General features: G+C 63.1%; 11 protein-coding genes, 1 tRNA gene and 1 pseudogene. 9 read left to right on the forward strand and 4 right to left on the reverse strand.

The window, feature by feature from the left end; genetic code table 11:
* The first annotated feature begins 36 nt into the window (after positions 1-36).
* The 3 genes from JQ507_16585 to JQ507_16595 are packed head-to-tail and all read left to right on the forward strand — an operon-like array spanning position 37 to position 5,612.
* Positions 37-2,430 (forward strand): peptidase domain-containing ABC transporter, encoded by a 2,394-nt coding sequence (locus JQ507_16585; GenBank protein QRI73375.1) that lies wholly within the window; start codon positions 37-39, stop codon positions 2,428-2,430.
* The gene (locus tag JQ507_16590) at positions 2,427-3,824 is read left to right on the forward strand and encodes an HlyD family type I secretion periplasmic adaptor subunit (GenBank protein ID QRI72970.1); all 1,398 of its coding nucleotides are present in this window, start codon (positions 2,427-2,429) and stop codon (positions 3,822-3,824) included. Before JQ507_16585 ends, JQ507_16590 begins: the two co-directional genes overlap by 4 nt.
* Positions 3,825-3,866: 42 nt before the next feature.
* A complete protein-coding gene (locus JQ507_16595; protein QRI72971.1) occupies positions 3,867-5,612 on the forward strand; it encodes a sel1 repeat family protein in 1,746 nt (581 codons plus the stop codon).
* 240 nt (positions 5,613-5,852) lie between these two features.
* Here the strand turns inward: JQ507_16595 and JQ507_16600 are convergent.
* A pseudogene (locus JQ507_16600) lies at positions 5,853-6,143 on the reverse strand (DUF4102 domain-containing protein).
* Between the two features lie 161 nt (positions 6,144-6,304).
* Positions 6,305-6,394: transfer RNA gene (locus JQ507_16605), tRNA-Ser, on the reverse strand.
* Between the two features lie 218 nt (positions 6,395-6,612).
* Here JQ507_16605 and JQ507_16610 point away from each other — a divergent pair.
* The gene (locus JQ507_16610; protein ID QRI73376.1) at positions 6,613-7,044 is read left to right on the forward strand and encodes a low molecular weight phosphatase family protein; all 432 of its coding nucleotides are present in this window, start codon (positions 6,613-6,615) and stop codon (positions 7,042-7,044) included.
* On the opposite strand, the gene JQ507_16615 is transcribed toward JQ507_16610, so the two are convergent.
* Positions 7,033-7,467, reverse strand: a complete 435-nt coding sequence (locus tag JQ507_16615) for an NUDIX domain-containing protein (GenBank protein QRI72972.1) — start codon at positions 7,465-7,467, stop codon at positions 7,033-7,035. The genes JQ507_16610 and JQ507_16615 overlap by 12 nt on opposite strands.
* Positions 7,468-8,239: 772 nt before the next feature.
* Here JQ507_16615 and JQ507_16620 point away from each other — a divergent pair.
* Complete coding sequence (locus JQ507_16620) at positions 8,240-9,172, forward strand: septal ring lytic transglycosylase RlpA family protein (protein ID QRI72973.1); 933 nt, start codon at positions 8,240-8,242, stop codon at positions 9,170-9,172.
* Between the two features lie 33 nt (positions 9,173-9,205).
* Here JQ507_16620 and JQ507_16625 read toward each other — a convergent pair whose 3' ends face one another.
* On the reverse strand, positions 9,206-10,141 hold the full coding sequence (locus tag JQ507_16625; GenBank protein ID QRI72974.1) for an alpha/beta hydrolase: 936 nt from the start codon (positions 10,139-10,141) through the stop codon (positions 9,206-9,208).
* A gap of 254 nt (positions 10,142-10,395) precedes the next feature.
* Between JQ507_16625 and JQ507_16630 the strand changes: the two genes are divergently transcribed.
* The 4 genes from JQ507_16630 (at position 10,396) to JQ507_16645 (ending at position 15,347) form a co-directional block, all read left to right on the forward strand.
* Positions 10,396-11,553, forward strand: coding sequence for a D-alanyl-D-alanine carboxypeptidase (locus tag JQ507_16630; protein ID QRI73377.1), 1,158 nt, complete (start codon positions 10,396-10,398; stop codon positions 11,551-11,553).
* A gap of 1 nt (position 11,554) precedes the next feature.
* Positions 11,555-12,241 carry a dTMP kinase gene (locus JQ507_16635; protein ID QRI72975.1) on the forward strand — a complete coding sequence of 229 codons (687 nt, stop codon included), beginning with the start codon at positions 11,555-11,557 and terminating at the stop codon, positions 12,239-12,241.
* Positions 12,238-13,278 carry a DNA polymerase III subunit delta' gene (locus tag JQ507_16640; protein QRI72976.1) on the forward strand — a complete coding sequence of 347 codons (1,041 nt, stop codon included), beginning with the start codon at positions 12,238-12,240 and terminating at the stop codon, positions 13,276-13,278. The genes JQ507_16635 and JQ507_16640 overlap by 4 nt, the downstream gene beginning before the upstream one ends.
* Positions 13,279-13,367: 89 nt before the next feature.
* Positions 13,368-15,347 carry a methionine--tRNA ligase gene (locus JQ507_16645; GenBank protein ID QRI72977.1) on the forward strand — a complete coding sequence of 660 codons (1,980 nt, stop codon included), beginning with the start codon at positions 13,368-13,370 and terminating at the stop codon, positions 15,345-15,347.
* Positions 15,348-15,359 lie beyond the last annotated feature (12 nt).

Consider the following 15,359-nt stretch of genomic DNA (forward strand, 5'->3'; position numbering starts at 1 on the left):
TTCGCGGCGCGATGGTCCGGTCTCCCGCGTAGATTCATGGATAGTCTCCGTGGAGGCGGCGAGCTAGTGACCGATCTCGGTGTCCGCGCATGCCACTCCGCACAACGGATTTGCGCGGAGCTCGCCGCAAAGGTCAACGTAGAGGCTCTGTCAAAGCCGCTTGCCGTTTCATCCGCACCGAAATTAACCGGGGTTGATCCGCAACAAGGGCATTCAATCAATCGCCTGGACGCGCAACGCAGTCCGCAATACCAGGCACGACTGCAGGCGGTTATTCAGGTGGCCCGTCATTACGGCGTCGAGCTTGATGCCAGCGAATTGAGAGCTGGTGAACCCGATATCTATCCATCGGCTGCCGCACTCTCGACCTGGGCACAGAACGCCGGTCTGTGGTCTCGTGCGGTACGAACCAGTTGGCGGCACTTGCAGGGCATGAGCGAGGCTGGTCCCGTCGTCCTGTTGTTTGCCGATGGCAGCGCCGCGCTCATGGTTGGCGCAAACGGCGATCAGAATATCGTTATGCTCAGGGATCCCGGCGCCCCGGCAGACGCGGCCGTGCCCGTCGATGAGTTGCGCCTTTCTCAGGTGTGGAGCGGTGAGGCCATCCTGGTGCGCGCGAGCCGAAGCGGCACTGCGGCCGACGCTCCGTTTGATTTGCGCTGGCTTTTCGATCTCGTTCTGCGCGAAAGGCGCTTGCTGCGGGACATCGGCATCGCCTCGCTCACCATCAGCTTCCTCACCATCTTCCCACCACTCCTGGTGATGACGATGGTGAACAAGGTCCTGCAATTTCACAGCACGTCGACTTTGGTGATGCTTGCGGCAGTCATGGCGGTCGTCATCATTTATGAATCCCTCCTGGGACATGCGCGACGTCATATCATTGCGGTCGTCGGCGCGAGGCTCGACGCAAAACTCAATCTGCACGTCTTCAATCGGCTGCTTCGCCTGCCACTGGATTACTTCGAGCGCCATCCTGCCGGCGAAACGATGTATCGCATCGCGCAGGTCTATCGCGTTCGCGAGTTTCTGACCGGCCGCCTTCTGACGACGTTTCTCGACCTGATGACGCTTTGCGTGCTGCTCCCGTTCCTGTTCTATCTAAGTCCGATCCTCGCCAGCATTGTTCTTGGCTGCGCTTGCCTGATCTTGCTGATCATCATCGCATTCCTGAAGCCGATGCGAGAGATGTATGGACGGGTCGCCACCGCCGAGACGTGGAAATCGGCGACGCTCGGTGAGACGATCGTGGGGATCAAGACGGTCAAGGCTTTGGCGCTTGAGCCGCAACGTCGCGCCCTCTGGGACGAACGCATTGCCGAGGCAGGAAAATGGCGGCTCGAATTCGGCCGCTTGTCCAATTGGCCGCAGACTTTGGTTACACCGATAGAGCGCTTGATGGTGCTTGGCACGACCATGCTTGGTGCATATCTCGCGATGAGCGACCAGTCAGGCTACATGGTCGGCGGATTGTTCGCGTTCCTGATGCTGAGCGCGCGGGTCGCCCAGCCGCTGGTCGGGCTGGCGCGACTGATCGAGGACTATGAGGAGGTTGGGGCCGCGATTGGAGAAGCGAGCTCCGTTCTCAATCGGCCCACTGAGAGCGGTGCGCGAGCGGGAGGCTTGAGGCCGAAGTTCGCAGGTGAAATAGCCTTCCAGGACGTCAGCTTCACCTACCTCAACACAACTGTCCCCGCACTCGACAGGATCAGCTTCTCCGTTCCTGCCGGATCGACGCTAGGGATAGTTGGCCGCAGCGGATCCGGCAAGTCGACGGTTACGCGCCTGCTGCAGGGTATTAATCGTGACTACAAGGGATTTGTGAAGATCGATGGCGCTGATCTGCGCGACGTTGATCTACGGCACCTTCGACAGAGCCTCGGTGTCGTCTTGCAAGAGAATTTTCTCTTTCGCGGTTCCATCAGAGATAACATCATCGCCGGTCGACCGGGGCTGACCTTGTCCGATGCTGTTTATGCGGCAAGGCTCGCCGGTGCGGAGGAATTCATCGAGCGGATGCCCAATGGCTTCGAAACCTACATCGAAGAGGGATCTCCAAACCTTTCCGGCGGCCAAAGGCAGCGACTGGCGATTGCACGAGCGCTCATTGCAGATCCACGCATCCTGATATTGGACGAAGCGACCAGCGCACTTGACCCGGAAAGTGAAGCCGTCGTGACGGCCAACCTTGAACGTATCGCCAGCGGACGGACAATGGTCATTGTTTCGCACCGGTTGTCGTCGCTGGTCGGCTGCGATCAAATTCTAGTTCTCGATCAAGGTAAGATCGTCGACTGCGCTACGCACAACGTTTTGGTGGAGCGTTGCACGATCTACCGACAACTTTGGAACCAGCAGAACCGGCACGTCGAACCGACGCGCCAGTCGGTTACTCCGAAGCTGGTCACGGGCGGAGCGAACGCACCATGAGCGAAGTGCAGGCCAATTTGCTGCCGCTACCGTTCAGATCGAAGAAGAGCGATCCGACGTTGCCAGTGATTCTTGAATTCCAGCAACCGTCAACGGCGATTGTTAATGCACCTGTCCCGCGCGCAGCCCGTGGCACCGTCTGGATCGTCTCCAGCATGGTCGCTGCCTTGGTTCTAGTTGCGGGTGTATTGCCCGTCGATCAGGTCGTCACAGCGCGCGGCCTTGTGGTTTCGCAATCCTCCACCGTTCTCGTGCAGCCACTTGAAACCGCAATCGTTCGTTCAATCGACGTCAGCGAAGGCCAGCGCGTGCGGTCGGGCGACGTGCTGGCACGGCTAGATCCAACCTTCGCGGAAGCAGATCGAGTGGCTTTAGAGGGGCAACTGAACAGCCTTGAGCCCGAACTTGCGCGTCTGCGCGCTGAGGCAGATGGACAGCCGTTCACGTACTCCGGCAATGATCCAAATTGGACCTTGCAGGCCTCGATTTTCAACCATCGAAAGGCGCAATTTGATGCCAAGGTCGAGAACTACGAGCATCGCCTGCAGGAACTGAATTCCGTTATAGCGAGGGCGGACTCTGATGCTGTAGGCTATCGTGATCGCCTCGGTGTCGCCCAAAGCATCGAGGATATGCGCCGGCAACTGGAGGCGACCCAGACCGGAAGTCGGCTGAACTCGCTGATCGCAAAGGATACACGCGTTGAAATGCAGCGGTCGCTTTCCAACGCTGTTGCGACAGGGGAGGGGGCGAAGCGCGATCAAGCGGCACTTGCTTCCGACCGCGACGCCTACGTTCGTGGCTGGAAGGCTGAAGCATCGCAAAAGTTGCAGGAGATCACCGTCAAGGCGGCCGATACACGCGAGCTGCTGACCAAGGCGAACCTGCGACGCAAGCTGGTCGAGATCCGCGCCGGGCTGGACGCGATCGTGCAATCGGTCGCAAAGGTCTCGGTAGGATCCGTCATGCAGTCGGGCCAGCAATTCATTACGCTCGTGCCGGCAGACGCGCCGCTTGAGATCGAGGCCAACATCGCGGGCAAGGATAACGGCTTTGTGCACGTCAAGGATCCCGTGGCCATCAAGTTCGACACGTTTCCATTCTCTCAGTACGGTATGGCCGAGGGTGTCGTGCGCATCGTGAGCCCGGACAGCTTTAATGCTCAGGTAGAGGCGCGCAATCCGACCAGTGCCATTCCGACGACGAATCTGGAGCCATTTTACCGAAGCCGCATAAGTATCGATCGGGTGGCCCTGCACGACGTGCCGGCCGGTTTCCAGCTCACGCCAGGCATGCCCGTAACCGCTGATATCAAGGTGGGGCAGCGCACCGTACTAAAATACATGCTCGGCCTGATGCTTCCGGTGACGCAGGAAGCGATGCGCGAGCCCTGATCGAGATGGCTTTGCTGTACGACCCGACGGAGCCTTCTGGAAATGCTCTTTGATCGCTTGATCGGAAAGGCGTCACCCGAAACGGGGCTACGCCGGGCGATCGCTCTTATCGAGAAAGAGCGGTTTGCTGAAGCGTTGCCGCATCTGGCCCGAATGGCAGAGGCCGGCAGCGCGGAAGCTGCATATTTTATCGGAAAGCTCTACCTTCAGGGCGGTGGCGTTCCGTTCAGTCGAACGGAGGGCGCGCGTTGGCTGGAACGCGCGGCGTTGGATGGCCACGTGGAAGCGCAGTCCCTGCTGGCGGCGCTCTTGCTCCAAGGGCTCGGCCCGCAATCGCGTGAAAGCGGCGATGCTGCCGCGCGATTGTTTTCGCACGACAGCACGGCGAAGCCGGATTTCGAAGCCGCCCTGAAGTGGGCCCGTCTAGCGGCTGACGCCGGTTCTCCCGATGGGCAAGCTCTATTGGCTTACATTCTGACCTATGGTCCGCCGCCGCTCAGAGACCTCATACAGGCGAGGGAATGGTATCGCCGCTCCGCCGCCGCGGGCTGCGCGCAAGGACAATTGGGATATGCGCTGTCGCTTGCTGGAGACCCGAACCGGGCCGTTCATCGGGACGAGGTCGTCGAAAACATGCGAGCGGCGGCCGCCGCCGAAATTCCGACGGCCGTCTTCATGCTGGGTGTCCTGACCGAAGGTGGGATCAGTGGCCCGCATGACCCGGGCGCCGCTGCTGAGCTGTACCGCAAGGCCGCAGAATTGGGACATCGCGGTGCGCAGATAAAATGGGGCACCTTACTGATTGAAGGCACGGTTGTTGCGAGAGACCTTGTTTTGGGAGAGACGTGGCTTCGTCGTGCGGCCCTGGCAGGCGACGTTCGTGCAGCGGAGTTGGTCGGCGACCTCTATGCAAAGGGCGGAGCACTACCGCCGAATTACGTGGAAGCGGCAAACTGGTATCGCCGCGCAGCTGAGGGGGGCAATGCGGCGGCGGCTCGGTCGTTGAGTTCATTTTACATGACCGGAGCCGGAGTACCTCAGGACAATCATGAAGCGGCCCGATGGTTGCGCATCGCTGCCGAGGCCGGAAATGTAGATGCTCAAGTCGACGTCGGAAATGACCTGCTGGAACGAGCAGTCAGAGGAGAGGAATGCCCGCCGGTAGCGGATTGGTTCATGAATACAGCGCAACGCGGCAATCTTGTCGCCGCGTTCAATCTTGGCGTATGCCTTCTCCAGGGCATCGGCGTTGAGCGCAACGAACAGCAGGCGGCCGTCTGGTTGCGGCGCGCTGCCGAAGGGGTTCCGGAGGCGCAGTTTATGATCGGTCGCCTATTTGCCGACGGCCGAGGTGTGCCGGCCGACCTGAAAGCAGCACGCGGTTGGTTCGCGCGTGCGGCGGAGGGAGGGATCACCGATGCTCAGGTTGCCCTGGCCGAGATGCTCGTGAACGGTCGAGGGGGACCACAAGACACTCCTGCCGCGCTCAAATTATGCGAACAGGCCGCCGCGAAAGACCACGCTGGAGCAATGTTTGCACTAGGCGCAATGTATAGCGGCGGCCATGCCATTGCCGTTGATCGAGCCAAAGCCGAGCATTGGTTTCGCGCAGCCGCAGAGCGCGGGCATGGTCAAGCTCAACTCATGCTCGGGCGCTATTTGCGTAGCGGTGCGGCTGGCCATAGTGACCCTAAGGAGGCGAGCTACTGGCTGGAGCTGGCCGTTGCCCAAGGCGTCGTAGATGCAGACGCAGAGCTGGCGGAACTGACAAGAACTGCTTCAAGATGATCTCGCGAACGGACCCGCCGTTCTAACAGTATGTGAAGCTCAGCTCGGCAAACAAAATCGGACCTATCATCAATTCCGCCACGTCAGTGGACGTTCTGAATGAGGTCACGCAAAGCCAGCAGGGCGGTGGCGCGACGTCCGACCTAAGCTTTGGGGCAAAGCGGACGATCTGCGCGAGGCTTCCTTTGCGACGCCGTCAACCAAACCTGTAGTGAGCTGTGGGCTTCGGTCCGCTGCCGCCTTCGCCTCTTGGCGAGCCTCACGGCGCTCCTGCACGATGTCTATGCCGGGCGTGTTGCGGTCCCCCTTCACGCATAGACGAGCTGCGTCTCGTGCGAGCCTAGCGTTCTTAAGGGATACATCCCTGAAGGAGCCGAGGCCATGCCATCGCTCCTTGCCGTCCTTCCAGTAACGATAAGACCAGCTCTTCGCCGCGGGACCAGTTACGATCAGGTAGAGCCCGTCGCCGTCAGCATACTTTCCGGGCTTCGTTTCGCGTTCGACGTCGAGCGGCTTGAGTTTTCCAACCACGTGTTCCTCCGATGAAAACCATCCTCCGAACCCACGGTCCCAAGCTACGGTTTGCGCTTTGATTGTGAGGAACGAGGCGAACTAGGGAATACAGTTCGCCGACGAAAGCGCTGATTTTACTGGGGATTCCGAACGGTGGAGAACAACGGAGAACAGTGTACTGGCGGAAGGGGTGGGATTCGAACCCACGGTACCCTTGCGGGCACGCCGGTTTTCAAGACCGGTGCCTTAAACCACTCGGCCACCCTTCCGGATCGATCAGGCCCTTAGCGTAGGGCGACGCCTAACGCAACGCGAACTTGATGAGAACGCCGGGGCGAAACGGCCGTTTGCGCGGTCCGCCAGCGGCCGGCGGACTGATCTGAGCGCGAAGACGAGTTCACTTTCCGGCGATCCAGCCGGGCGGCAAATCGCCGCCAGAGAGGCATCATCGTTGACCCCGACCGCCGGCGCCAGTCATCATGCGCCGATGAAGCGTGTCCTGTTCCTTTGCACCGGCAACTACTATCGCAGTCGATACGCAGAAGAGCTGTTCAATCATCTGGCAAGAGCCGAGAACCTGCCGTGGCGCGCCTTGTCCCGAGGCGCAGCCGAACGGGGCTCGCCCGACAATGTCGGAGCCATGTCGGTGTTTGCGGATCGGCGTCTTCGCGCCAGCGGCATCGTCCCGGAGGGCGCGACGCGCTATCCGCAACCCTGTTCGCTGGCTGACTTCGACGGCGCGGACCTCGTGATCGCGCTCAAGGAGGCCGAGCATCGCCCGCTCGTCGAGCGGCGGTTCCCTGAGGTTGCCGAAAGAGTGACGTATTGGCACGTGCACGACATCGACGTTGCCGATCCCGCCGTTGCGCTGCCGATGATCGATGACCTCGTGCGCGGGCTGGTTTCGTCACTCAGCTAGTTCGCGCTTCAGGAATATCGCCAGCGCATACTCCGCCGGGCGCGCGAGCCTGCCGCTGAGACGTTCGAGGTCCTCGACCGCGACGATCTCGAGGCGGCCTTCGGTGACCCTCAGCCGGTCGATCGGAACGTCGCGGGCGAGGAACACCTCGCCCCGAAGGCTGCCGCCCGGGGTCGAAGGATCCGGTCCGGAGTAACTCCCGATCAGCTCAAAGCGCTCCGGCGGCACGTAATGGCCGATCTCCTCGTGGATCTCGCGAACGACACATTCCAGGAAAGTCTCGGTGCCCTCCCGCCGCCCGCCAAACAGGCTAATCTTGCCGGGATCGGAAACGTGCGGAAGGTCGTCGCGCAGTTGCATGAGCAACCGGCCGTCTGTGCTGACGAGGAGTGCCGACGTTCCCTCCCTCGCTGAGCCGGTCATTCGCCAATCCTCTCGCTGGAAAGGTGGAGGGGGCGTCAGGACTGGGCTGATGCCGACGTGAGTGAGATCGGCGAGGGACGAGGTGAGGGGTAGGCGAGCGGGCGCAGATGGCGCCCCGGAGCATCGCATCTTTAGCCGAAAGCGAAGGCCAAGAGGCTCGAGCACAGCAGCACGAGGCTTGCTGCGGTCAGGGTTAGAAATCCGTCGGAGACCAAATCGTGATTACGCATGACACACCTGCTTTCAATCGATGCTCATCCGAATTGATTAAAGCTTTCCGAACATACTCTCCTGGAAAGAGGTGACGCGTCTTTCCGCCTTCAACGGACTGTCAGGCCCGGTACCGATAGCCTTCCACGGCGTGCGCCAAGAAGATCGCCGCACTCACCAAGCCCATCACCGCTGTAACCGTCTCGATCATCGCAAACTTCCTTTGCGCCCCACGCTGAAGAGAAAACGATTGCAGCCTTGCACAGTCAAAAAGATTCAATTGTTGGAATTCAAGATGCCGACCCACTGATGATTTACTGCAACAGTGTGTCTGATAGCGGGACAGGCGAGCGCGTTTCGGGTGGCCGAGGCTCCGTAGAACAACTGAGGAGGCGCAACAGGCGGTTTACCAAAGTGCCATAGGGTTAAGGCTCTCCCCATTTCCGCCGTGTTCCGGTTGCGATATCGTCAAGCTCTGGTGCGGAGGTGGGCCGCGCAGTGACGAAAATGATCCCGACGCCTCGGAGTAGGCGCGGGTCCGGCAGAATGGTACTTGGGGCAAATGGGGACTAGACGGCCAGATTCGATGATCCGGACGGCGCGCGGCGCCGTTGCGGTGGCGACGTGCCTCGTCCTCGCCAATTGTGCCTCCTCCAACAAGTTCGCCAGCCGGGTCGATCCCAAATATGGCGTGTCGTCGAGCCCGCGGGTCGTGGCGCTGGGCGACCCCGTGCCGAAGGGCGGCGGCACCTACCGCATCGGCAAGCCCTATGTCGTCGCCGGCCGCACCTATGTGCCGGAGGAGAACGAGAACTACCGCGCCGAGGGCATGGCGTCCTGGTACGGCGATGATTTCCACGGCCGCCTGACCGCCAATGGCGAGGTGTTCGACATGGCCTCGCTGACGGCCGCCCATCCGACCCTGCCGATGCCGAGCTACGCGCGGGTCACCAATCTAAGCAACGGCAAATCGCTCGTCGTTCGCGTCAATGACCGCGGCCCGTACCACGGCAACCGCCTCATCGACGTCTCGAACAAAGCTGCCGAACTGCTTGATTTCAAAGGAAATGGTGTCGCCCGCGTCCGCGTCGAATATGTCGGCCGGGCACCGCTCGAAGGCTCCGACGACCGCCAGTTGATGGCGACCTTGCGCACCGGCACGCCAGCGCCGTCGCCGTCGATGGTCCGGGTCACCTCGGCACGTCCGTTCGTCCCGGAGATGTCGTCCTCGTCGGGCCGGGTCCGCGGCGACGTCCCGCTGCCCGAAGGGCGGCCGTACAGCCTCGGCAACACCCAGGCCGACTACGCCTCGGCGAACGCGACCTCGGAGATGTCGGCCTCAAGCCGGTCGCACCGTCGCGTCGCGAACAATCAGCGCGAAGTCTCCTACGAGGGTGACCCGCGCTATGCCGCAACCCCGAGCCCGGCCGCCGCCTATGTGCCGATCGATGCACGTGGACCGGCCGAAGTGCTGAGCGGGCGCGGGCTCTACTAAGTCAAAGCGTTACGAATCAGGTGCTTGGCCTGTTCACTTCAGAAACGCGATCAGCGACGCGTTGACCTCGTCGGGGCGCTCCTGCTGGATCCAGTGGCCGGCGCCCTCGATGATCAGCTTCTGCCGCAAGTTCGGCAGCACGCGCTCCATGTCGGCGACCCGCTTGGCGCCGATCAGCCCGGTGATGACAGAATCGTTCGAGCCGGCGATGAACAACGATGGCTGATGGATCTGCGCGTCCTGCCAGGGCGCGGTCAGCTCCCAGTTGCGGTCGAGATTGCGGTACCAGTTGAGGCCGCCGCGGAAGCCGGACTGCCGATAACCCTCGGCGAATTCGGCGATGTCGGCCTCGGTGATCCAGGCCGGCAGCGGCATTCCGGCCGGCAGCTTGCCGAGGAAGCCCTTGGCCTCGTCGACGAACATCGAGCTGGCATCGGAGACGCCGCGTCCGAGCACCAGCCGCATGGTGTGGGCGACGTCGCGCTCGAACTCGGCCTCGGCGACTCCGGGCGGCTGGAAATACTGCCAATAGAAATTGGTGATGCCGCTGTCGCGCAGGGTTTCGAGCGGACGTCCGCGGCCGCGAAACGGCGGCGGCACGCTGAGGCCGGCAACCCTGGTGAAGACGTCGGGGCGGAACAGCGCCGCGTGCCAGGCCACCGGCGCTCCCCAATCGTGACCCACGATCATTGCTTTCTTCTCGCCGAGCGCAGCCACCAGCGCGACCATGTCGCCGACGGTATCGAAGATCGTGTAGGCACCGATGTCGGCCGGCGCGGCGGTCCGGCCGAAGCCGCGCATATCGGGTGCTGCGACCCGGAAGCCCGCGGCTGCGAGCGCTGCGATCTGGTGCCGCCACGAGTAGGACAGTTCCGGCCAGCCATGGCAGAGCACGACCAGCGGGCCGTGGCCGGCCTCGCGCACGAACATGTCGATGCCGTTGGCGGAAATGGTGCGGGAGGATGACATTCGCGTTTCCGCCTTGTTTGCCGGTTTTGCTGTCGTTAGTTCCGAAGATACGGACGTTCAACGCAGCAGGCAATCCAGCCGGCCGTGCACAAGCGGCGAAACCTGAGTTGTTTGCGATACTTCCAGCTGTTAGAACGCAGTCTTTCAGGACATCGCCGATGGCAGCCCAGACCGCAGTTCCCCGCACGTTGTCAGCTCGCGCCGGGCGCGGCCTGATCGCGGCCGCGGTCGCGCTGGCGATCGGCTGCGGCGGCGTGGTCTATGCCGCCAACAACAGCGTCCAGGGCGCCAAGAAGGAAGACGCCGGATTCGACGGTGACGCGCCGACCGCGATCCTGGTCGAGGCCTCCTCGGGCAGCGTGCTGTTCGAGAAGAATGCCGACGAGCTGCGCGCGCCCTCCAGCATGATGAAGCTGATGACCGCCGAGGTGGTGTTCGACGCCATCAAGAAGGGCGACATCAAGCTCACGGACGAATACCGGATCAGCGAGAACGCCTGGCGGCGGGGCGGGGCGCCGTCCGGCACCTCGACGATGTTCGCTGCGATCAACAGCAAGGTCTCGGTCGACGACCTCCTGCACGGCGCGATCATCCCGAGCGGCAACGACGCCTGCATCGCGCTCGCCGAAGGCATTGCCGGCAACGAGCATACGTTCGCGACCGACTTCATGACCAAGCGCGCCCGCGAGCTCGGCATGACGAAGTCGACCTTCGGCAATTCCAACGGCCTGCCGGACCCGACCAACAAGATGACGGTGCGGGAACTCGCGGTGCTGGCGCGCCACATCATCCAGGCCTATCCCGACCAGTACAAGCTGTTCGGCGAGAAGGAGTTCACCTGGAACAAGATCCGCCAGCAGAACCGCAATCCGCTGCTCAATGCCTTGCCCGGCGCCGACGGGTTGAAGACCGGATACACCAAGGAAGGCGGCTACGGCATGGTCGGCTCCGCGGTGCAGAACGACACAAGGCTGATCGTCGTCGTCGTCAATGGTCTCGAGGACTCCGAAGACCGCGCGACCGAGGCGAAGAAGATGCTGGAATGGGGGTTCCGCAGCTTCGAGACCCGGACCTTGATCGCAGCCAACCAGCCGGTCGGCTACGCCCGGGTGTTCGGCGGCGAGAGCCGCTCGGTCAAGCTCGTCAGTCCCGATCCGGTCAAGGTGATGGTGTCCAAGAACGGCAACGACAAGCTGCTCGCACGCGTGATCTATAGCGGCCCTGTCAAGGCGCCGATCGCCGCCGGCCAGAAGATCGGGGTGGTGCGCGTGTGGCGCGGCGCCAATGTCGCGATGGAGGCGCCGGTGTTCGCGGCTGATGCCGTCGGCACGGGATCGACGATGCGCCGCGCGCTCGACGGTGCCCAGGAGCTCGTCATCGGCATGTTCCGCGCAGGGGTCGAGAAACTCTGACATGGCGGAAGCAGCAGTCCAACGGCCGAGCTTGCGCGGTCGCTTCATCACCTTTGAAGGCGGCGAAGGTTCGGGCAAATCGACCCAGATCCGCAAGCTCGCTGAGCGGCTCGACACCGCCAAGCTGCGCGTGATCGTGACCCGCGAGCCCGGCGGCTCGCCGGGCGCGGAGATCATCCGTCACCTCGTGCTGTCCGGAATGGGCAAGCTGCTCGGGCCCGAGGCCGAGACGCTGCTGTTTGCCGCGGCGCGCGACGACCACGTCCGCACGGTGATCCTGCCGGCGCTCAACCAGGGCATCTGGGTGCTGTGCGACCGCTTCTTCGATTCGACGCGCGCCTATCAGGGCCAGCTCGGGCAGGTGTCGCCCGAACTGGTCAACGCGATGCAGCGCGTGACGATCGGCGATCTCAAGCCCGATCTGACCTTCATCCTCGATGTGCCGGTCGAGGTCGGACTGCAACGCGCCGCCGCGCGCCGCGGCAACGCCACGGCTGACCGCTTCGAGGCCGAAGGCATCAAGTTCCACCAGGATTTGCGCGACGCGTACCGCCGGATCGCGGCCGAAGACCCGGAGCGCTGCGTCCTGATCGACGCCACGCCCGATCCGGACACGGTCACAGCTACGATATGGGCCGCGCTGCGCGAGCATCTGCGCGCGACGCTCACGGCGGACAGTCCAGCATGAGCGCGCGCAAGGTCGAACAGGAGCGCACTGCCCGCCATCCGCGCGAAACGTCCGATCTGTTCGGACATCGCGAGGCTGAGGCCACCTTGCTCGATGCCTATCGCAGCGGGCGGATTCCGCATGCCTGGCTGATCGGCGGCGCGCAGGGCGTCGGCAAGGCGACGCTGGCCTACCGCATGGCGCGCTTTGTGCTGGCGTTCCGCAATCCGAAATCGTCGCAGGTTCAGGCGGCGCCGACGCTGCGGGTCGATCCGTCCGATGCGGTGGCGCGGCAGATCACGGCGGGCGCCCATGGCGGGCTCTTGGTGCTGGAGCGCGGCCTCAACGACCGCGGCGTGATGCGCACCGTGATCACGGTCGACGAGACGCGCGAGACGATCTCGTTCTTCGGCTCGACGGCCGCGGTCGACGGTTGGCGCGTCTGCATCGTCGACACCGTCGACGAGCTCAATCCCAACGCTGCGAATGCGCTCTTGAAAATCCTCGAGGAGCCGCCGCAGCAGTCGTTGTTCCTCCTGGTCAGTCACGCGCCGTCGCGGGTGCTGCCGACGATCCTGTCCCGCTGCCGCAAATTGCTGCTGCGGCCGCTGGAGACGGACGACGTCGTGCGCGCAGCCGCGGCGGCAACCGATATCGACGCTGAAGACCCGGCGCTGCTGGAAGCCGCGGCCGCATCCGAAGGCAGCGTCGGGCGGGCGCTGTCGCTGCTCGGCGGCGACGCCCTCAAGCTGCAACAACGTACGGCTGCGCTGCTGGCAACGCTTCCAAGCGTCGATCCGCGCGAGCTGCATGCGCTGGGCGATGCGCTCGGCACCAGCGACCGCGTCGCGCTCGCCGCCTTCATCGACGGCATCGATCGCTGGATGAGCGAGCGGATGCGGACCGGCGACGCCAATGCCAATCTGCCGCGCCTTGCACGGCTCGCGGAGGTATGGGAAAAGATCGTTCGCGCCGCGCGCGATACCGAAGCCTACAATCTGGAGCGCAAGCCGCTGGTTTTCTCGGTGTTTTCGATGCTCGCGGATGCGACCCGATAGACGCCAAGTCCCAAAACACATCTGTCTGACAACACATCCGTCCGACAAAACTCCCGACAATCTCGTTTCGATCTGCAAAGGATTCCGTGGTGGCGACCGCTAAGAAGACATCGTCGAAGAAGGCCAAGAAGACGAAGAAGGCATCGCCCGCCCGCGCGACGAGGAAGGCCGCTGCGAAGTCGCGCACGGCCAAGAAGGGTGGGCGCGTCGCCAAGAAGGCGAAGCAGGCCGCCAAGACCAAGACGGGAGCCAACAAGTCGGGAGCGAAGACGGCAGCCAAAAAGACCGTGAAGAAGGCTGCGAAGAAGACGGCCAAGAAGGCTGTCAAGAAGGCTGCGGCGAAGGCCACCAAGACCGCGCCGAAGAAGGCCGCCGCGGTGGCCGTTGCGACGGCTGCAAGGAAGCCCGCTGTGCCGAAGGCTCCGGCCGCCGAGAAGGCGCCGAGACCGGCAGCGGTTCGCGCACCAAAGCAACCCAGGCCGGCCGCGGCAGCACCTGTATCCGCCGCCGTCGCGGCGCCAGCCGCAGACCGCGGCAACATCTACTACATCACGACCGCGATCGCTTATCCGAACGGCCAGCCGCATATCGGCCACGCCTATGAGGCGATCGCGACCGACGCGCTGGCGCGCTTCCAGCGGCTCGACGGCAAGGACGTGTTCTTCCTGACCGGCACCGACGAGCACGGCCAGAAGATGATCCAGACCGCGCAGGGCGAGGGGATGACGCCGTACGATCTCGCCACCCGCAACGCCGCGCGGTTCAAGGAGATGGACGAGCGACTCAACGTCTCGTTCGACCGCTTCATCCGCACGTCTGAACCTGCTCACCACAAGTCGGTGCAGGAAATCTGGCGCCGCATGCAGGACAATGGCGACATCTATATCGACAGCTATGCGGGTTGGTATTCGGTCCGCGACGAGGCCTATTACGCCGAGGATGAGACCAAAGTCGGCGAGGACAATGTCCGCCGCGGCCCGCAGGGCACGCCGGTCGAGTGGGTCGAGGAGAAGAGTTATTTCTTCAAGCTCTCGGCCTACCAGGACAAGCTGCTGCATCTCTATGAGAGCCAGCCCGATTTCATCGGTCCGGATTCCCGCCGCAACGAGGTGATGAGCTTCGTGCGGGGCGGGCTGAAGGACCTTTCGATCTCGCGCACCACGTTCGACTGGGGCGTCAAGGTCCCGAACGATCCCGAGCACGTGATGTATGTCTGGGTCGATGCGCTGACCAACTACATAACCGGCGTCGGCTATCCCGACCAAAGCGACAAGCACTGGCGCTACTGGCCTGCCGACGTGCACATCATCGGCAAGGACATCATCCGCTTCCACGCGGTGTACTGGCCGGCCTTCCTGATGTCGGCCGGCATTCCCCTGCAGAAGCGCGTCTATGCCCACGGCTTCCTGTTCAACAGGGGCGAGAAGATGTCGAAGTCGGTCGGCAACGTGGTCGATCCCTTCAATCTGGCGGACCAGTACGGCGTCGACCAGGTGCGCTATTTCTTCCTGCGCGAGGTGCCGTTCGGCCAGGACGGCAACTACAACCACGAGGCCATCGTCGCGCGCATCAATGCCGACCTCGCCAACGATTTCGGCAATCTCGCGCAGCGTTCGCTGTCGATGATCGCCAAGCAGCTTGGCGGCGTCCTGCCGGAGCCGGGCGAGTTCAGCGACAACGACAAGGCGATCCTGGCGCAGGCCGACGCCATGCTGGAGACGTCGCGGACCGCGATGGCCACGCAGCAGATCCATCAATGGCTCAACACGGTCTGGGCCGTGGTCGCCGAGGCCAACCGCTACTTTGCGGGCGAAGCGCCGTGGGCGCTGGCCAAGACCGATCCGGCGCGTCAGAAGACGGTGCTCTATGTCACCGCCGAAGTCGTGCGCCAGATCGCGATAATGGCGCAGGCGGTGATGCCCGAGTCCTGCGGCAAGATGCTCGACAGCCTCGGGATAGCAGCAGATGCCCGCGACTTCGCGGCGATCGCGGAGCGGATCAGGCCGGGCACGGTGCTGCCGGCGCCGGTCGGCGTGTTCCCGCGCTACGTGGAACCGAAGACCGAGTGAGCGGCTCGAAAT

This window comes from Bradyrhizobium sp. PSBB068 (assembly GCA_016839165.1).
Classification (GTDB): Bacteria; Pseudomonadota; Alphaproteobacteria; order Rhizobiales; family Xanthobacteraceae; genus Bradyrhizobium.